The sequence below is a fragment of the Embleya sp. NPDC025285 genome, assembly GCF_055558835.1.
In genome coordinates this window covers 23,022-40,629 of record NZ_JBVHLU010000035.1, presented here as the reverse complement: position 1 = coordinate 40,629, position 17,608 = coordinate 23,022, and the positions used below count along the sequence as shown (strand labels likewise).

Annotated in this window: 17 protein-coding genes; 7 read left to right on the top strand and 10 right to left on the bottom strand. The window is 70.3% G+C overall.

Annotation, left to right across the window (positions count from 1 at the left end; genetic code table 11):
* Positions 1 to 814: 814 nt before the first annotated feature.
* The 3 genes from ACZ4FV_RS23810 to ACZ4FV_RS23800 all read right to left on the bottom strand — a co-directional run bounded on the left by ACZ4FV_RS23810 (position 815) and on the right by ACZ4FV_RS23800 (position 4,461).
* Positions 815 to 1,753: a CehA/McbA family metallohydrolase gene (locus tag ACZ4FV_RS23810; RefSeq protein WP_465323231.1), complete on the bottom strand. Its 939-nt coding sequence runs from the start codon at positions 1,751 to 1,753 to the stop codon at positions 815 to 817.
* 347 nt (positions 1,754 to 2,100) lie between these two features.
* On the bottom strand, positions 2,101 to 3,486 hold the full coding sequence (locus tag ACZ4FV_RS23805) for a hypothetical protein (RefSeq protein WP_465323230.1): 1,386 nt from the start codon (positions 3,484 to 3,486) through the stop codon (positions 2,101 to 2,103).
* Positions 3,487 to 3,981: 495 nt separating this feature from the next.
* Positions 3,982 to 4,461, bottom strand: a complete 480-nt coding sequence (locus ACZ4FV_RS23800; RefSeq protein WP_465323229.1) for a hypothetical protein — start codon at positions 4,459 to 4,461, stop codon at positions 3,982 to 3,984.
* A gap of 918 nt (positions 4,462 to 5,379) precedes the next feature.
* On the opposite strand from ACZ4FV_RS23800, the gene ACZ4FV_RS23795 reads away from it, so the two are divergent.
* Positions 5,380 to 6,381 (top strand): alpha/beta hydrolase, encoded by a 1,002-nt coding sequence (locus tag ACZ4FV_RS23795; RefSeq protein ID WP_402240233.1) that lies wholly within the window; start codon positions 5,380 to 5,382, stop codon positions 6,379 to 6,381.
* Positions 6,382 to 6,499: 118 nt separating this feature from the next.
* Positions 6,500 to 6,694 carry a hypothetical protein gene (locus tag ACZ4FV_RS23790; protein ID WP_402240236.1) on the top strand — a complete coding sequence of 65 codons (195 nt, stop codon included), beginning with the start codon at positions 6,500 to 6,502 and terminating at the stop codon, positions 6,692 to 6,694.
* 16 nt (positions 6,695 to 6,710) lie between these two features.
* On the opposite strand, the gene ACZ4FV_RS23785 is transcribed toward ACZ4FV_RS23790, so the two are convergent.
* Together ACZ4FV_RS23785 and ACZ4FV_RS23780 are read right to left on the bottom strand one after the other, a co-directional pair.
* Entirely contained in the window at positions 6,711 to 7,583 is an 873-nt protein-coding gene (locus ACZ4FV_RS23785; RefSeq protein ID WP_395873098.1) for a sigma-70 family RNA polymerase sigma factor, read from the bottom strand.
* Positions 7,580 to 7,963: a VOC family protein gene (locus ACZ4FV_RS23780; protein WP_402240239.1), complete on the bottom strand. Its 384-nt coding sequence runs from the start codon at positions 7,961 to 7,963 to the stop codon at positions 7,580 to 7,582. The genes ACZ4FV_RS23785 and ACZ4FV_RS23780 overlap by 4 nt, the downstream gene beginning before the upstream one ends.
* A 1,127-nt stretch (positions 7,964 to 9,090) precedes the next feature.
* On the opposite strand from ACZ4FV_RS23780, the gene ACZ4FV_RS23775 reads away from it, so the two are divergent.
* Positions 9,091 to 9,267, top strand: coding sequence for a hypothetical protein (locus ACZ4FV_RS23775; RefSeq protein ID WP_395873100.1), 177 nt, complete (start codon positions 9,091 to 9,093; stop codon positions 9,265 to 9,267).
* Positions 9,268 to 9,286: 19 nt separating this feature from the next.
* Here the strand turns inward: ACZ4FV_RS23775 and ACZ4FV_RS23770 are convergent, their stop codons facing one another.
* The 3 genes from ACZ4FV_RS23770 to ACZ4FV_RS23760 form a co-directional block, all read right to left on the bottom strand.
* Entirely contained in the window at positions 9,287 to 9,550 is a 264-nt protein-coding gene (locus tag ACZ4FV_RS23770) for a hypothetical protein (protein ID WP_465323228.1), read from the bottom strand.
* A gap of 49 nt (positions 9,551 to 9,599) precedes the next feature.
* Positions 9,600 to 10,559: a non-homologous end-joining DNA ligase gene (ligD, locus tag ACZ4FV_RS23765; RefSeq protein ID WP_465323227.1), complete on the bottom strand. Its 960-nt coding sequence runs from the start codon at positions 10,557 to 10,559 to the stop codon at positions 9,600 to 9,602.
* Positions 10,560 to 10,879: 320 nt separating this feature from the next.
* Entirely contained in the window at positions 10,880 to 11,764 is an 885-nt protein-coding gene (locus ACZ4FV_RS23760) for a helix-turn-helix domain-containing protein (RefSeq protein ID WP_402240240.1), read from the bottom strand.
* A gap of 148 nt (positions 11,765 to 11,912) precedes the next feature.
* Between ACZ4FV_RS23760 and ACZ4FV_RS23755 the strand changes: the two genes are divergently transcribed.
* Entirely contained in the window at positions 11,913 to 13,517 is a 1,605-nt protein-coding gene (locus ACZ4FV_RS23755) for an MFS transporter (RefSeq protein WP_465323226.1), read from the top strand.
* Here the strand turns inward: ACZ4FV_RS23755 and ACZ4FV_RS23750 are convergent.
* Positions 13,466 to 13,657 carry a hypothetical protein gene (locus ACZ4FV_RS23750; RefSeq protein WP_395873106.1) on the bottom strand — a complete coding sequence of 64 codons (192 nt, stop codon included), beginning with the start codon at positions 13,655 to 13,657 and terminating at the stop codon, positions 13,466 to 13,468. The genes ACZ4FV_RS23755 and ACZ4FV_RS23750 overlap by 52 nt on opposite strands.
* A gap of 745 nt (positions 13,658 to 14,402) precedes the next feature.
* Here ACZ4FV_RS23750 and ACZ4FV_RS23745 point away from each other — a divergent pair.
* The 3 genes from ACZ4FV_RS23745 (at position 14,403) to ACZ4FV_RS23735 (ending at position 16,868) form a co-directional block, all read left to right on the top strand.
* Positions 14,403 to 14,534, top strand: a complete 132-nt coding sequence (locus ACZ4FV_RS23745) for a hypothetical protein (RefSeq protein WP_395873107.1) — start codon at positions 14,403 to 14,405, stop codon at positions 14,532 to 14,534.
* Positions 14,535 to 15,181: 647 nt separating this feature from the next.
* Positions 15,182 to 15,331 (top strand): hypothetical protein, encoded by a 150-nt coding sequence (locus tag ACZ4FV_RS23740; RefSeq protein WP_402240247.1) that lies wholly within the window; start codon positions 15,182 to 15,184, stop codon positions 15,329 to 15,331.
* A gap of 253 nt (positions 15,332 to 15,584) precedes the next feature.
* A complete protein-coding gene (locus ACZ4FV_RS23735) occupies positions 15,585 to 16,868 on the top strand; it encodes a L,D-transpeptidase (protein WP_402240249.1) in 1,284 nt (427 codons plus the stop codon).
* A gap of 294 nt (positions 16,869 to 17,162) precedes the next feature.
* On the opposite strand, the gene ACZ4FV_RS23730 is transcribed toward ACZ4FV_RS23735, so the two are convergent.
* Positions 17,163 to 17,348, bottom strand: coding sequence for a hypothetical protein (locus ACZ4FV_RS23730; protein ID WP_395873109.1), 186 nt, complete (start codon positions 17,346 to 17,348; stop codon positions 17,163 to 17,165).
* Positions 17,349 to 17,608: the final 260 nt, after the last annotated feature.

The window sequence follows — 17,608 nt, the reverse complement described above, 5'->3', positions numbered from 1 at the left end:
GGAAGTGGCCGTCTCGCGCGGCACGCCCGAGCGTCCGGCGGGCTCGGCACGGGTCCGGCGTTCGTGGACCGGCTCTCGTCCGTCGCGGACTCGGGGTCGAACGTCTCGACCGCGAGGACGAACGGCCGCCGCCGACGCGGGTCCTCCATCGGTCGCCGATCGCGATAATCGGGATATTGGGCGGTATTGGGGGCGCTCAACCAGGGAACGAACATCCGGGATGGTCCCTCCCTACGTCGGCGAAGCCACGCGGAACCGGCGGCGCGCGTCCGCTGGGCCCGCCCCTTTGTCGCCAGAGCCGCCGCGGGCCGTTCGGACCTCGTGGACAGCAACGACCTCCAGGCCGGCCACAAAAGATTGGTGGGGCGGCTACGCCCTCCACGATCCGACGGGTGATGTACGCGGTATATGCGCGCGTCACCGTGCGGACGGCGTGCCGATCCCGGACACCACGACCGCGCGGTGATCGATGACCACCAACGCGATTGCATCGACCGGGGGTTGGCCAAGCGCAAGGCCCCACTCCTGCGCGTCGACGCGTTGCGCGCCGCAGTCGCGACCAGCCGGACTCGCCGCCGCGGGCGAGGTCGAGTAGCACGCGGCCGCCCGCGTCGTCGACGAAGGAACGGTGCGCGATGCTCTTCACCGCTCCGGGCCTTTCGGCGGGTGATACTTTTCCGAGCCGAAACGCGTCGAGCAGCCACCGCACCTGATCAGGCGTCAGTTCCCCATGGAAGAGGGCGCGAGTGCCGGCCAGAGCATGAGGGACGTTCCCTTGTTTGATCGACTGTCGGTTTCTTGTCCGGCGTCTCGGCTATGCCTCGATCGACACGGGGGCACGCGGTTCGAGTCGGATCGGGTTGGTCCAAGCCCGTCCTCCGGAGGCGTCCTCCACAGTGACACGGCAGTACCCGCCGGCGAACATCGTCACGGGCAGGGTGCCTTCGCTGAGGTCCTCACCCTCGACGACCTGTAGCCCGGGGGTGCCGCCGGTGATCAGGACCTTGCGTACCGGCGAGCAGCGAACGGTGATCCAGCCGTCGTCGACGCGGACATCGTGAAGTTCGGGGCCGGTACTCGCGTAGTAGTGGCCGGCCTTGAGCGCCGAGACAAGGGCCTCGGGCACGAGGGATTCGGCGCGTACCTGGACCCAGGCCGCGCAGCCGGGCGGGTCCTGCGGCTGGAAGTGGGCATCGTCGGCGGCGTAGGTGCTCAGTCGGTGCCCCCGAGACAGCAGGACGTCGGTCAGGTGCCAGCTGTCCCCGCGGTCCTCGCGGGCCGCCAGGGCGTTGTACACCTCGATCGCGTGGGCGGCGTCCAGACTCTCCGCGTCGGCAAGGGTGAGCAGCGAGGCGGCCGGGTGGGCCATGCCGATGAACGCGCCGGCCGCTCGCGCCCTGCGTGCCAGTTCCGGGCCGGACTCACCGGGAACGGGGGGACGGAACCCGAGCGGCAGACCGACCGCGACGATGTGCCAGCTCGACCCGATCTCGGTGATCGGGGCGTGGAGTTCCGCACCCAACAGTGTGGTGAAGTCGGAGGTACGCAGCGCCCGGGTATCCGTGAGGGGAAACCCGTACTCCGCGCGGAAGTGGTCCGTGAGGGCCAGGAAGTCGTAGCCGGCCTCCCGGTAGTGGCGCGCGACCTTCTCGGGCGACCAAGCCCCGTCGGACTGATCCGAGTGGGTGTGCAGGTTGCCACGCCAGAATCGGCCGGGCCGATCAAAGGGCAGATCGAACACCGAAGCCCCCATCGCTCTTGTGTCTCAGTCCGCGCGATCCAAGTTAACGATCGTCGGTCGGCCGGGGAAATGCAATCGACGCCTTCACTGCTCGGGGCGGGCTGTACCGGATTCCGACTGGGTTGAGCCACCGCACCGGACCTTGAACACTGCCGGCCAGGCTGCGCCCACAGTTGACAGCCGACAGCTCTCGCAGCCTTGCAGAGCATGCGGCCGCCTGCTGCCGGTCGCGGCGGGGCGTGGCGTGGAATCGAAGCGTTGGGCATGAACCGGCAGGCAGGGCAGCGGTGTTCGGGAACAAGGGATGGCCTGGGGTGTATTCAGGAAGTCCCCGCCGGCTTCGCCAAGCCGACGCCGTGTCAGAGGCTCTTGCCCTTGGCCGGGCGAAGCCCGACCTGCGGGCCCGAACCACGAGCCGGGGGTGCCTGGCCAAGGATGGGTGCCGCGAGCGCGTCCATGCTGAGTGGACTGCTGTCCGCGGCTCTATCGCGCGCGGTCGCGGTTCGGTCCCGGATTGCCGAGGCGGGCGCGACGCCGACCGCGCTCGCCCGCGCCCCGGCGCGCGCCACCACCAGCGGCCGCAGCGTCTCCATGAGCACCCCCGCCATCAATTCGGGACCGACCTCCTTGGTGATGCCGACATGTGGTGCCGCGTTGGTGACGATGGTCGCCAGGTACGGCGCCCACAACGGCATCGCGTCTTCGAGCTGTCGCACCGACTCGCTGCGAGTCAATTGCTGTAAGGCCCTGGGCAATCTCCGCGCGGCGCGATCGGCCTCTTCGTAGCGGCCCCAGGCCTCCACGCCCTCGGTGAATCCTCGGGCGAGGAAAGCGGGCGCCACCTTCCGGTGGGCCTCGATGATCGAGGCGTCCTGGCCGCGGTAGTCCTCCCAGCCGACGGCCACCGCCACGCCATGACGCGGGTCGTGGAAGCCGATGAGCTCGGGATCCCACTCGAAGATCCGGCCGCCCCGCATCCCGAGGTTGCCGCGGTGCCGGTCGGGGTGGGTGGGGGCCAGTCGAACGGGTACGACCGAATCCAGGGTGCGTCGCGCACGACGGACGTACTCGTGCGCGCTCATGGTCATTCCCAAGCGTGCAAGCGCCGGTCCCCACCGTTCCAGGTGCCGTGCGAGGGCGGATTCCATCTGGGCAAACTGCAGATCTCGGTAGGAAGCGAAGTCGTGCGGAATTCGCGTGCTGACGCGCGACATCGGAAGGCGGCTCGCCTGCATGCCGATCATGTCCATGGGCAGCAGGCCGGTTTTGTGCGGCAGGTCGAGTTCCAGTGTCCGCGCCCACGCGTCGGCCAACTCGGCGACCTGGTGTTCGGACACCGGACCCCGATCGCCGCGAGGCATCCACGGGCTGACGTCCGGCTCATGCCTCTGGATATGGAAACGACCGCGCGGATCGGCGTAGTAGGTCCTCGGTCGATTGACCATCCCCGCACGTCGCTGGGCGTCCTGGACTTCGGCCTCCAGGAACCCGGTGCGCCATGAGATCGGTTCCCGGGACGCCAGGGGCTCGGGGATCCGAACGTTCACGGTGTTTCCGTGGACGAGGTCCGGCACGGCGACGTTGCGATTGAACAAGCCCTTGCCAACCACCACTTCCCGGCCCTCGAGCGACGCGCGGGTCCTCTCCTCCGCCGACCGGTCCACGACTTGCTTTGCGGCCCTGTAGAGCTGCTCGGCCGACGACGCGCTGTACCGGGGTTCGGCGTCCAAGGGCACCACGAGCATCCGGCGGTGCGTTCCCTTCGCTGCGTGGCGGCGGATGGTGATCGCCGGTCAATGCCGCTGCTGGTTGCGGGAGTTGGTCGCAGCGGACGATACCAGTACCCCTGCGGACCGAGTGATCACCAAGCTCGGCGCGGTCCCGAAGCCGGTAATCATACTGGCGCGACCGGCAAACACGACCATCCGGGTCGTGATGGTGCGCGGTCCTCAGCACGGCTGCGGCCCGTTGCGGCGTCGCCTCGCCGACGAACCCGCCGCCGCCGGTGACCTTTGCAGTCCCAGATGGCGAGCGGCGGTGGGGTCGGTGCCCCCGGAAGTGTTCGCACCCGATTGGGTTCGAACGCGCGGTGTCCCGGCCCGATGTCGGCGTGCAGGGCTACATCTCGGGTCGGTACAAGCCGATGTGCTCACGACGGATCGTGGTTCCGGTCCTTTCCAGCCCTGCTCGTGATGTCGAGTGCTCCGTTGTGCAAAAGAAGGCGGCGGGCTGCTTCGTCGTCACCCGTGACCTGGGGCCGGCTTGTGCCCTGGAACGCCTCGGTCTGCAAGCGAAAGCGGGCGGGGGCGGTGCCCCGGACGGCGCATCCAGGCCCGTCTCTCTTCACCGAGGCCGGCCATCCATTCCAATGCCGCCGACGCACGGCGCTCGCGCCCGCCTCGTGTGCCGGCCGTCACCGCCCGAAAGAGCGGGAAAGTGTTGTTGTCCCACACGTCCGCCGCCACAAGGATGGCCTCCCGGTCGAAGCAGCGCGCGTCCGCGGCGGCAGCGGCGATCCGTGCCAGCGAGCGGTCCAGCAGCGCCACCAACATGCAGACTGCGGAGGGGCGTTGGATCGTCGCCCCTCCACGCAGTCCGGCTGTGCCGAAACGGCGCCGTGGAGAGGGAACATCGAGCTCGGCCATACCCAGGATCGTCGCACGAAGCACGATCACCTCAAGCAGGGAGCTGAGTACGTCCGTCTGTACCTGGTCGAGCACTTGACGGAGCACGCCGACACCCGGCGAAACTGCGGGGGGTGTTTCACCGGGGTCTCGGCCTCGCCCGGGCGAGGATGTTCCGGACGGATCCGGGGTTGCCGCCGCCGCCCGGAATGGTCGTGCCCACATGCGCGGGGAGTTTCCCGGGTGTCCCGTGGAACTGCTCCCTCACATACCGTCGACCCCGCGAACTCGGGGGCGCTCCTGGCACGTCCTCCAGCCCGTGGGAGAACCCGGAGCCGACCCCGCGGACGCGGCAACGTGCCCACTCCGGTGCGCCCTTCAGTGTCTTGGCTGCCAAGCAGAAATCGCGGCAGGAGGCTCACCGCGAGGTGGACCGAATGCATCAGTTCGGTCGGCCACGCGCAAGCGGGATGTGAGTCCCCCTCGTGCCGTTCGGTTTCGGCCTTTCGAATGTGCCATGCCTCGGACCGGTCCCACGAGTGGTGTGATCCGAAATCCATCCGGGGATTGCACGATCGCCGTGCCACCGGTGGGTGTCGGTGTCTTCTCGGGCCGTCGTCCCGGCTCGCTATCGCGTGGCGTCCCGCTCCGGCGAACGCCGACGTGTGCGACGGCAGGACAGCGGTGATCGGTCGAGGCGGATGCAGCGCGATGGGACGCTGCCGCTGCCTGTCGGCACCATCGATGGCTGCGGTGTGCGGTGACACGTGTAGCCGTGGTGTGTAAGGGAGTTGGGGTCATTGCCTGGGCCAAAAACTTAGCTTGGTTCGGTATTGACCATTGCAGGTGACTGGTGTGTGATCAACGCGCACCGGATGTAACCAACTGCCGCGCCAGGGTGATTGGTCGTTCTGTGCCTGCAGTTCGCCCGTCCATGAGGACCGGTGCGGCTCGGTGAAGGCCGAACGTCGTCCGCACGCGGCCTCCACACCACAAACCGAACACGGGGATGGCATGACCGAGTTCCAACCCACCCGCCGCAACATCCTGAAGGCCGCCGGCGGGTTGTCCGCGGCGGCGGTGCTCGGCGCCGCGGGCGTCGTCGGGGGCGCGTCCGCCGCCCATGCGATCGGCGACGGCTTCGGGCTGCGCATCATCGACAGCAACGAGAGCGATCCCCGCCTGAAGTACTACCGGTTCAAGACGAGCCAGATCGGGTGGACCACCGGTCCGGGCGTCAACGTCCTGCTCCCCGACGACTACGACAGCAGCGGCCGCCGGTACCCCGTCATGTACCTGTTCCACGGTGGCGGCACGGGCGCGGACTTCCGCAACTTCGACGTCCCGGGCGGCATTCGGGAACTCACCGCCGGCAAGCCGATCATCGTCGTGATGCCGGACGGGGGCGGCGCCGGCTGGTACTCCAACCCGGTCACCTCGTTCGTCGGTCCCCGCAACTGGGAGACCTTTCACATGTCCCAGCTCCTGCCGTGGGTCGAGGCGAACTTCCGGACCCATGCGGAGTACGACGGACGCGCGGTCGCCGGCTATTCGATGGGCGGCTTCGGCGCGCTGAAGTACGCCGCCAAGTACTACGGCCACTTCGCCTCGGTCAGCGCCCACTCCGGCCCGCCCAGCCTGCGCCTCAACGGCGGCGCCGTCGGCCACTGGGCCAACGCGTCCTCGGCCGCCATCGAGCTGGGCGGCGGCACCATCTACGGCGTGCCGTTGTGGAACGAGGCCCGGGTCAGTGCCGACAACGCGGTCGAGCGCATTCCGAGCTACCACAACAAGCGGATCTTCATGGTGGCCGGTACGGGTGCCGAGAACATCCCGTGGTTCAGTGCCTTCCAGGAGTCCCATGTCCTGGACGGCCAGCGCGAGTTCCGTGGCCTTCTCGACCAGGCGGGCATCCCGTACACGGCCCACGAGGTCCCTGGCGGCCACACTCTCCGTTGGCACCTCCTCGCCGAGGACATCGACGGCATCGTCGCCCACCTTCGGCCGGCGGCGTAAGCCGTATTGCTCGCGGAGGCCGGTGACGGGATCGCACGTCGTTGCGATCGAATTGAACCCGGTCCTGGCATCGGCTCCGCGAGGGCGGGGACTCGCCGACGTTGTGAACGGCGTTCGGATGCCGCTGATCGTCGCGATCCGCTCGGTGAAGTACCCCGGCAGCCAGCCGCGGCACCAGCACTACCGAGTGATCCTGGACCAGGTGGCGTCTCCAAGCTCCGATGGCCAGGTGCTGTTCCGCGACGAAGTCACCTTCGTCCGTCATCACGCCAGGGCCGGCGGACCGGACGTGGATCTCTGTCCGCTCCTATAACAACCCCGCCACCGGCTCAGGCCGGGGCGGGCAGATGGATCGAGGCGAGCTTGGCCGGGTCGACGATGATGTCGATGCCGGTGATCCGGCCTCCGGTGACGGTGAAGGCGATGACGGAGAGAGGGGTTCCGTCGGAGCGCCAGGACATGTGGCCGGGGACGCCGTTGACCAGCACGGGTCGGTGGCGGGCGGCCTCGCCGGAGAACATGCGGGCGCCGGCGGCGACCTTGGTGGCGCCGAGAGTGACGACAACGCCGCCTGGGGTGTCGACGGTCAGCTTCACGTTCGGATCGAGGACACGCAGGAGCGCCTCGAAGTCGCCGCCGCCGGCGGCGGCGCTGAATGCCTGGACGACCTCGCGGTGTTCGCGGCCGGGGCCCGCCACCCGGTCCGTGCCTTGGACCTTGCGGCGAGCGCGGCTGGCGATCATCTTGGTGGCGTCGGCGGATTTGCCCAGGATCTGTCCGATTTCGTGGAACGGGACCGCGAACATGTCGTGCAGGACGAACGCCAGGCGCTCGCTCGGGGTGAGCGAGTCGAGCACGACGAGCAGGGCGAGGCCGACCGAATCGGCCAGCGCCGCCTGCTCGTCCGGCGCGGGGTCGCCGTCGGGCAGCACCACGAGGTCCGCGAACTCGTTTCCGTAGGCGGTGGGTTGGGCTTGTCGGGACCTCAGGAGGTCCAGGCTGATGCGGCCGACCACGGTGGTCAGCCAACCCGCCAGGTTGCCGATGGCGGCCTCATCCTGGCGGACGAGGCGCATCCACGCTTCCTGGACCACGTCCTCGGAGTCGGCGTGTGAGCCCAGCACACGGTACGCGACTGCGCGCAGCCGGTCGCGCTGGGCTTCGAACGCCTTCGTCACAAGGTCGGACGGGTGGGCGGTCACGGTTTTGGCTGCTGACGGAGCGAGATCCGGTTGCCGTCGGGGTCCACGGCCTCGACGCGAACCCCGAACGGATAGTCCACGGGTTCGGACTCTTCGAAGACCACGCCGCGTCGGCCCATGACCTCGAAATCCTCTCGCAGATCGTCGGATTCGAGGATCAGCGGCCCTGGCGCTGCATGCGCTCCCGGCTGTCCCGCGGCTGCGGCCTGCGACCACAGGATGATCTGGAGCGGGCTGTCGGGAACGCCGACGGTGAGGAAGCGTCCGTCGGGCCCCGGGAAGTCGAGCCGCTTCTCCAGGCCGAGGCCCTCGGTGTAGAACTCCAGCGCACGGTCCTGATCGGTGACGTATACCGTCACGTACATGATGTTGGTCAGCATCCTGTTCTCGATTCACTCGTTGGGTGCGACGACCGCTCGAAATCGGCCGTCGCACCTATGACGAGTGCCGACGGGAGAAGGTAACAGGACTGGTCCGCCGGATCGGTTTCCCCGGGTGCACGCGGTGTGACTCGGCAGTACGCATCCAGGCTCGGCACATGCTTCCGGGCGCCGGGGGCAGACCTGGTCGACCTCCTGCCCGCCGCGCCTGCCAACAACGCGTCGCCCGCGCTGAGTAGGCTCTCGGGCCTTCCACCTGGAGTCCTCGCCGGCCCGGTATCGACCACCGCCCTCCCACGACGATGCAGAGCCCGCGCCGGACACCGCCGGAAGACGTTGCCCGCCTGACCGTTGGGCCGTCACCCGTGTGGAGGGTGGACGGCTGCGCGCAGGCGGCAAGCAGCCCGGCGGCAGGAGCCGGCGGGCACGGTGCCGGGACGGTCGAGTACGACGACGACCGGAGGGCGGCCGCGATAGGCGGGAATGAGGTCGTCGTGGACACCGGCGAGGATGGGGACACCGAAGGCCGCCATGTCCTACTCGAACGCCTTGCCGGAACGCGGGTTCGGCTGTGGGGGATCCGTACCGGTGGGAGAGGACCAGCCCGGTCGTGGGACGGAAGTACCAGGCGTGCCGGGTGCGTTCGCGGGACGGCCGCTCTCTGCGTGGGAGTCGGAGCCCGGCTGGTCTCGTCGGGTGCCCTGCCTTGCGCCGGGGACGTCCGGTGGGTGGGGGGAAGGTCGGCGTTGGCGAGGACGATGCGCATGTCGATGTCGCCGACCGCGTGCCGCCCTCGGCGCAGCGGTAGGTCGTGTGTATCGGCGACGTGGTCTTGGTCGCGCTGTTCGGTGGAACGCCTTACGGACCGGGGAGTGCACACTGCTGCCGCACGCGGCGCAGCGGCATCGAGGCGCATTCGGCCGTTTTGGGCATTGGGTTGGGACAGCCCGATATGGGCGTCGCGTCAGTGTCCGGTGTTCGATCGGCGGCGATCTCGGCACGGTTGTCGCAAGCCCGGCCGGTGGACTACGCCACTCCGGCTTCGCAGTCCCAGTGGCTGTAGCGCTCTGCGGGATGCGGACGGGCGAGCGGAGCGTCCTGGAGACGTGGATGCCGAGCATCCGATCGTGACGCCGGCCGACCGTGCGAGGGGGTCGGCCGGCCTGGCTCAGGCCGCTGCCGAGGCGCTGGTGCGTGTGGTGTGGGAGGCCGGTGTCGCCGAGGTCAACCGGCGGGTGGCCGCCGATCTCGCGGCCTCGCATCGTGAGATCGCCGAGCTGCGATCCGAAGCGGGCTTCGACTGAGCCTTGATGGGATTGCAGCTCATGTGTTCTCGCGGCCGCGGAGCTGGCTGACTCGGCCGGCGTTCATGATGACCGTGAAGGGGTGGCCGGTCTCCGTGTTCTCTCCGTCGATGTGCAGTTCGCCCTTGGTGCCGACTTCGAGTTCCGGGCCGTCGGCGATTACCGCGCTCCACGCGACCGGACCGACGTGCTCGGCCGGCGGCCAGTCGTACAGGTCGACGTCGACCTCCACGTCGCCCAGCCCCGGCACGGTGAGGTGGCCGTGCGCTTCGACGATCTCCATGATTCGAGTGTGGCCTGATTCGCGAGGATCGGCTCGCCCGGTCCGCCGGTCAGGCGACGTCGTCGGGGGTGAGGTCGGGGCGCAGGCGGTGCCACGCGGGGTGTCGGAGGAGTCCGGCGCGGGTGATGGTGGCGTAGGCGACCTCGCCGACCAGGCGCGGCAGGACCCAGCGGGCGCCGGGGACGGAGGGTCGCGGGTGGAAGGGGCAGTCTTCGGTGGCGGCGACGCGCAGCAGTTCGGCGAGGGTGGTGCGTTCGCGGTCGGTCCAGCCGGTGCCGACGGCTCCCGCGTAGCGCAGGCCGTCGGGGCCGGGACGGCCGACCAGCAGTGATCCGGGCAGGCCGGAGAGGCGGCCGCGGCCGGGGAGCCATCCGCCGACGATCACGTCCACGGTGCGCACATGCCGGATCTTGATCCACGAGCGTGATCGCACGCCGGGTTCGTACCGCGCGTCGGTCCGCTTGCAGACCAGCCCCTCCAGGCCCGCCTCGCGGGTCGCCTCGAGCGCCTGGGCGCCGTGTCCCACGAGTGCCCCGGGGGTGGACCAGTTCCGGCCCCGGAGCTCCAGGGTCTCCAGCCGGTCGCGGCGTTCGGTCCACGGTTGTGCGGTCAGGTCGCGGCCCTCGAGGAACAGCGCGTCGAAGAGCATCAGCCGCGCCGGGACCTCCTTGGCCATGTGCGCCGCCCGGGCGGGCGAGCCGGCCAAGCCCATCCTGGCTTGCAGGCGTTCGAAGTCGCTGTGCCCGTGCTCGTCGAGCGCGACGATCTCGCCGTCCAACACGGCGGCGACGTCGCCCAGGGCCTCGCCGATCGCCCGTAGCTCGGGGTAGGCGCCCGTGATGTCGGCGCCCGAGCGAGCGCGCAGCAGCACCGTCCCGTCCCCGGGGAGGTAGACGATCGCGCGTTGCCCGTCCAGCTTGGTCTCGTACGCCCACCGGTCGTCCTCCGACGCGGGCGGCAGCGTGCCGGGGGTGGCGAGCATGGGCGCGATCCGGGGCAGCGTGGGCATGCGGGGAACGTCGTCGCCCCGGCGCCCGGGTACACCCGGCGGTGGCCCGGGTCGCCCGAACGGAGGCACCCGAACGCAGGCGCACGTCAACGGTCTCCGTACCTCGAACACTGCGCCCGCACCGCCTGGACGCCGACCGCATCGCAATAGGCGTGCCGGCTCCACCGCGCAGGCGCACCGCGACGACTGCGCGGGCGCCGCATCGACGCGGCTGCGGACGCGCTCGCGGGCCGGCGCCGGGCGCCCCGTTACTGCTCGGCGCGGGCGTGCCGCTGGTGCCGGCGGGCTTGCGGCCCGGGCTGCGGGAGTAACCGGTACCCCTAGCGCGGTCCCGCGGCCGAGGATGAGCGTGCGGGCGAAGCCGTCTCCCGGGCGCGGCCCAAGTCGGCCAGGCGGCGTAGTGCGTGTTCGGAAGCGGAGCCCGGCTCGGCGGCGAACAGGTCGAGGCCGCTGTATTCGAGGTCGCCGGGCAGCGTCACGAGTTCGCCGTACAGCTCCAGGTCGCCGACGACGGGGTGGTGCAGCCGGTAGAACCGGTGGCCCGTGCGCGCGACGGGATGGGACGACCACATCCGTGCGAACTCGGGACTGGCCGCGCGCAACCGCTCGATGTGTGCGACGAGGCTCCGGTCGCCCCGGTAGCAGGCGGACAACACCCGCAGGTGCGCGACGTGTTCGACCGCCGTGCGCTCCCAGCCGTCGCCGTGCAGGTCGCGCATCTCCGGCCGGCGGAAGATCAGGTCGGAGATGCTGCGCTCGCCCTCGGGCATCGCCGCGAAGTCGCCGAAGAGCGCGGTCGCGACCGGGTTCCACGCCACGACCTCGGTGTGCCGCCCGACCAGGATCGCCGGGGTCGCGTCGAAGGACGCCACCAGGTGCCGCAGGCCCGGGCGCGGCGTGACGGCGGTTCCGGGACACGTGCGGGCGTCGGGCCTGGCGAGTTGGCCCAGGTACGTCCGCTCGTCCTCGTCCAGGCGCAACGCCTTCCCGATCGCGGCCAGGACCTCCGCCGAGACGCTGTCGGCCCGGCCCTGTTCGAGGCGCGTGTAGTGCGCGACGCTGACGCCGGCGAGACCTGCCAGTTCCTCGCGGCGCAGGCCCGCCACGCGGCGGCGGCCGCCGTACGCCCGCAGTCCGACGTCCCCCGGGCTCAGGCGGGCGCGGCGGGACTTGAGGAACTCGCTCAGTTCGATACGTGCGTCCACACGGCGACCATAACCGGGACGGCGCGAGGGTGATCACGCGGTGCGTAGGCAAAGCCGGGACCTGGGTAGCGCGTGGCGGTCCGCCCAGGCTGGGAAGCGACCCAGCCGCCCGCCTCACTCCCGAGGCCCTTTCCGGAGGTCGGCCTTTATGCCGTCGCCTGCCAACCTCGTACGTCCCACCAGCCTGACACGTCCCGCCTGGACACTCGCTCTCCTCGCCCTCGCGGGCCTGATCACCGCGCTCGACTTCACGATCGTGTACGTCGCGCTGCCCCAGATCGCCGCCGACGTCGGCTTCTCCGAACACGGGTTGCAGTGGGTCGTCAGCTCGTACGCCGTCGTGTACGGCGGACTTCTGCTGCTCGGCGGTCGCCTCGCGGACCTGCTCGGCAGACGCCGCATGTTCGTGGTCGGCATGGCGCTGTACGGTGCCGGCTCGCTCCTGGGCGGTCTGGCCACCGCGCCGGGCGCGCTGATCGGCGCGCGGGCCGTGCAGGGCGTGGGCGGCGCGGTCCTGTTCCCCGCGACGTTGTCGCTCGTGAACACGCTCTTCGCGGAAGGGCGTTCGCGGACCCGGGCGCTGACCGTGTGGGCGGTGTCGGGAGCGGGCGGGCTGAGCCTGGGGGCGCTGCTCGGCGGCGTACTGACAAGTGCGTTCGGCTGGCAGGCGGTGTTCTACGTCAATGTGCCGCTGGTCGTGGTCGCCGCCCTGGCCGCGTCCGCGCTGCTGCCCGCCGACGCGGCGTGGCGCGACGTACGCGAGGGGTGCGAAGGGTGCGAGGAACAGCACGGACGCAGCGGGCACGAAGGGCGCGAGGGCTGCGAGGGGTTCAAGGGCCAGGACGGACGCGACGGACGTGACGGACGCAAGGAGCGCGACGGGCGCGGCGGCGCGGGTGCGACGCGGCCCGGCTTCGACCTCCCGGGCGCGCTGACCGGCACGGTCGGGCTCACGCTGCTGGTGTTCGCGATTGCGCAGGGGCCGGAGTGGGGTTGGACGGATCCCCGGGTGCCGGGTGCGGCGGGAGTGGCATTGCTGCTGCTTGCGGGATTCGTCGCGGTGGAGTCGCGGACGGCCGATCCGCTGCTGCCGCTGCGCCTGTTCACGCATCGCGGCCTGACGGCGGCGACCGGGGTGATCCTGGTGTTCGGACTGACCCTGCAGGCCGTGCCGTTCTTCCTGACGTTGTGGTTCCAGGACGAGATGGGCTTTTCGGCGCTGCGCACGGGGGTCGCGTTCCTGGGGCCGACGTTGTCGATCACGGTGGGCAATCTCGCGGGTGAGCGTCTCGCGGGGCGCCTGGGCGTGCGTCGGACACTGATGGTCGGGTTCTCGGTCGCCGCACTGGGGGCCGCGGTGCTGGCGGCGGGGATGACGGACGACTCGTCGTACGCCGCACTGCTGCCCGGGATCGTCGCGTTCGGGCTGGGCACCGGCGTCGTGTTCACCACGATGTGGGTCGCCGCGGCGTCGGGCGTCGCGGACACCGAGCAGGGTGCCGCCTCCGGACTGGCGTCCACCGCACTCCAGTTTGGCTCCGGGGCCGGCCTGGCGGTGCTGGTCTCGGTGGGCGGGATCCGGACGGCGGTGGCGGTGGTCGCGGTGGGCGCCCTCGTCGGACTCCCGGCCGCGCTGGCTCTTCCGAAGGCCGTGCGGCCTCCTGCCGATCCGGCCGGGATCGAGTCTGCCGATCCGCTCGGTCAGTCGTCTTCGTCCTCGGCGCGGTCACCCTCGGCCTGCGATGTCTCGTAGGCGTGGGCGGTCTGCTCCGATGTGGCGTCTGCGTCGGACGTGCGCATGTCGCTTCCCCGCACCACCACGCGCGGGGGCGAGTGCATTCCGTGGTGCTCCTCGTGCAGCCGGTGCTCGGCACGTACCTGGGTGTCAGGCATGGAAACCTCCTGCGGCCCACCGCACCCTGCGGTGCCGGGTGCGGTGCCGCTGTGTCTCCAGTGTCCCTCTTCCGCGGGTCGTCCGGCCCGTGCGCGGCGCGCACCCGGCTGCCACGCCCTACGGGAATACCGGCTTGCGCTTCCGGGCGAACGCGGTGGGGCCCTCCTGTGCGTCGGCGGTCGCGAAGATCGGCCGGCCGATGCAAGTTGGCGATTGAGCGCGTCCTCCGCCGGAAGGTCCGGGGTCTCGATGATCGAGCGCCGACGGCCTCGACAGCCGGCGCGGGTCGTTGCCGTCGACACGGCCGATGAGGCCGATCTCGCGGGCCTCCTCGGATGCCGCGTGTAGGACGTGCCGCAGACCCTCGCGCCGCTCATCGGGGCCCGCACACCGGACTGGACATCGGCGCATGCGGGTCGCAGGGCGTGGGCTTTGATTGCGAAGCGGCTGTGGCCGCAACTGTCGGCCTGCTCGCGCCGATCGGCGTTGTGCAGCGAGTCCTGCGGGTGTGTGCCCGCGTGCCAGGGACGGTGGACGACCGATCTCGTACCAGGTTTCCGGATCCTCGGGACGCCCGCCGCGACGATCCGGGGGAGAGGGTCGCGCCCGGGGCATAGAGTCCCTTACATGGACGTAAATGGAGGCTCCGGAGTCGGGGAGATGCACGAGATCGGACCGCTGATGTACCGCCAGGGGTACGTGTCCGTGTGGACGGAGGACCACAGGTGCAGAGAGGATGCGCTCATGCACGACCGTGTGATCGTCTCCGTGCACACCGGAGCTCCGAAACAGCGGGGCGACCAACTGTTCCGGGCATGGGTGGACGCCAAGGAGCTTCCCTCGGTCCTGGACCACTGGGCCGGCGTCCTGCGTTGATGATTCGCGCGGCGGAGGGACGAAGCCGGTCCTGCTCCCCGCCGGCGTCTCCACGTGGACTCGGTAGTTCCCCTTCTCGCCGTCGTGCTCGGTGGCGGGTTCGGAACAGGGTGGGGGCCTGAGGGCTTCGTTGCCCAGGCGGCGCGCCTCGCCGAGACGGCCCCGTTCCGTGCGGTTTCGGCGAGCACGTCCGGTGTGATGCCTCGGTCCAACCGGTCGCTGGTGGTCTGGTGTAGGCGCAGGGCTTGTTCGAGGGCGGAGCGGACGAGGCCGCTGTCGTGGGCGTGCCTGTCGGAGTTCCCCGAACAAGGTTGTTCGTGCGGCGTCGCGGTATCCGCCGGCGAAGGCCTTCTGGCGGGCTGCTTCGGTGCGTTCGCTGTGAGGGACGATGGTGTCGAGGCCCGGGTGCGCCGGCGGAACGCCACCGCGGGATGGGCGGGGTTCTTCCACCTTGCTCTTCGATCGGCGTGGTCCGCCCGGGTGAACAGAGCCGGGTGAGGCAGCGGCCGTCGGGTGCGTCGTACGGCCCGAGCCCGTGTACGGCGGGGGCGGGGGAGTCGCGATGACAGCGATGTGTGGCGAGTTCGGGCGGTGTCGGGTGGCTCGGTTGTCAGGGCGTGGGCGAGGTGCCGGCTCCAGGTGGCCACGTGGCGATCGTCACCGAGGGCGAAGCGGTGCTGGGTGGTCCGAGGGGAGAAGCCGCCCTCGGCCGGGACCCCGTGGTACTCGGCGGCGGCGCGGTGCAGGGCGGGCAGGATCCGGAGGGTGGGCGGCAGTTCGCCATCCTGGCCGTGTGAGCGTCGAGCAGCCAGTCGCGCACCACCGGGTGGATCCGCCGGGTGCCGCCGCTGTCGGGATCCTCGACCAGTACGGGATTCTTCAGGCGCGTCATCTGCCGGAGTGGCCCGGGCGCCGAATCGCTTTTACCGAGACGGTCGTTCGGGCGTGCCGGTTCCGATGCGATCCGTGACACATGTCATGCCGGGGGCTCGTGACGTGTTCGGTGGCCGAGATCGTCATCTCCTCGGGAACCACAACCGAGGAGAGCGCATGCCGAACACCACCCGAGAGAGCCCGAGGAGGTCTCCCGTGCGGCGTGCCCGCCGGGTGCTGCCGGCGCTGGCGCTGTGCGTCGCCCTGCTGGGCGCAGGTGCGTGCAGCGGAGGCGACTCGAAGGACGACAGGGGTGGCAAGGGCCCCGGCGACGGCAAGCCCGCCGCCCAGGCCAAGGACCCCGGTGGCGACGCGCCGAAGATGTCCAAGGCGGTGGTCGCGATCACCCCGCAGGACGGTGCGACGGGAGTGGCCACCGAAGGGGCTCTCAAGGTCACCGCGACCGCCGGGAAGCTGACGGAGGTCGCCGTGAAGACCTCCGAGGGCAAGACCGTCGAGGGCACCATCGCACCGGACGGGGCCAGTTGGGCACCGGCGGCGGCGCTGCAGACCGGGATGAAGTACGCGGTGTCCGCGACCGCCACGGACGCAGCCGGGCTGGTGTCGGCGATGCAGTCCTCGTTCACCACGCTCACCCCGGCGAACACCAACTACGGCTACTTCAACATCGATGCGAACGAAACCTACGGCGTCGGCATGATCGTGTCGCTGACCTTCGGTACCGCGGTCACCGACAAGGCACTGGTGAACCGGTCGGTGACGGTCACCTCGGAGCCCGCGGTCGAGGTCAAGGGCCACTGGTTCAAGGACACGCGACTGGACTTCCGCCCGGAGAAGTACTGGCAGCCCGGCACCAAGGTCACCCTCCATCTGGACCTGGACGGCAAGCAGACCTCCCCGGGTGTCTACGGCAAGCAGAAGAAGACCGTCACCTTCACCATCGGCCGGGCGCAGACCAGCGTCGCGGACAGCAAGGCCCACACCCTCACCGTCACCCGCGACGGCGCGTTGCTCAAGAAGCTGCCGGCCAGCCTGGGCAGCGACGAATTCACCACCTACAACGGCAGGATGCTGATCATGGCCAAGGAGGGCACGATCCGGATGTACGGGCAGAGCGTGGGCCTGGGCCCCGATTCGTACGACATCCCCGACGTCCCGCACAGCATGCGGCTGAGCACGAGCGGCACCTACGTGCACGGCAACCACTGGTTCAAGGACAAGGCGAACCCCCCGTTCGGCCGGCTGAACACCAGCCACGGCTGTGTCGGCCTGGAGGATGTCGTCGGTGGCGGCGACGCCACCAAACCGGGCGCCTGGTTCTACGCGAACTCGCTGGTCGGCGACGTGGTCGAGGTGATCAACTCGCCGGAGAAGGTGATCGACGCGGACAACGGCTGGAGCGGCTGGACGCTGACCTGGGCCCAGTGGATCAAGGCCTGACCACGCCCGGCCGGCACACGGGCGCCACATCGGGGTGACGTCGGCGCCCGCGATGGCGCCGTCGACCCGGAACGCGGCGGCGCCGACGAACGACGAAGCCGGCCGGCGCACGGGCCGTGCGGTCCGCGGGTTCCGCGTGAGCGTGCGATCGATAGATGTAGGGCGGCACGGGTCGTAGAGCGAGAGGTGGATCGCCTCGTGCGAGAGATCTGCATCGTCCGGATCGGAGGCGAAACGCGGTCCCGCCGGCGACCGTCCGTCGCTGGTTCGTCGACGTTCGGCGAGGACTCGGAATCAGTCGCGCCTCGACGCGGGGCATTCCCGTTCCCGGTCCGGTGATCCGTCGGTGGTCGCCGCGTCCGGGGGGCAAGGGATGGAAGCTGGTTCGGGCGCGATCCGGTCGAGGTCGTCCTCCATCTTCGCGGTGGGCGTGGGGGTGTTGTCGACCAGGAACAACACCGCCTGTCCGCCGCAGTGCATGCCGTCGAGGACGGAGCCGCCCCTCCCCGCCCTCTCGGTCCGTAGGGATGTAGACGGGGCCGCCGCCCGGCGCGCAGCATCGCCGCCGGCGCCCGGTCCCCGGTGACCTGATCGTTGTCGTAGCCGCGGAGACCGAATCCCACCGCCCGTGCGTGTCAGGATCAAGAATCCGGAGTCGCCCAAGACTGCGCCTCCCGCAAATGGTTCATCGTCGCGGCCCGCCGGGCACGCAACGGGTCCGGGAACGCCTCGATGTCTCC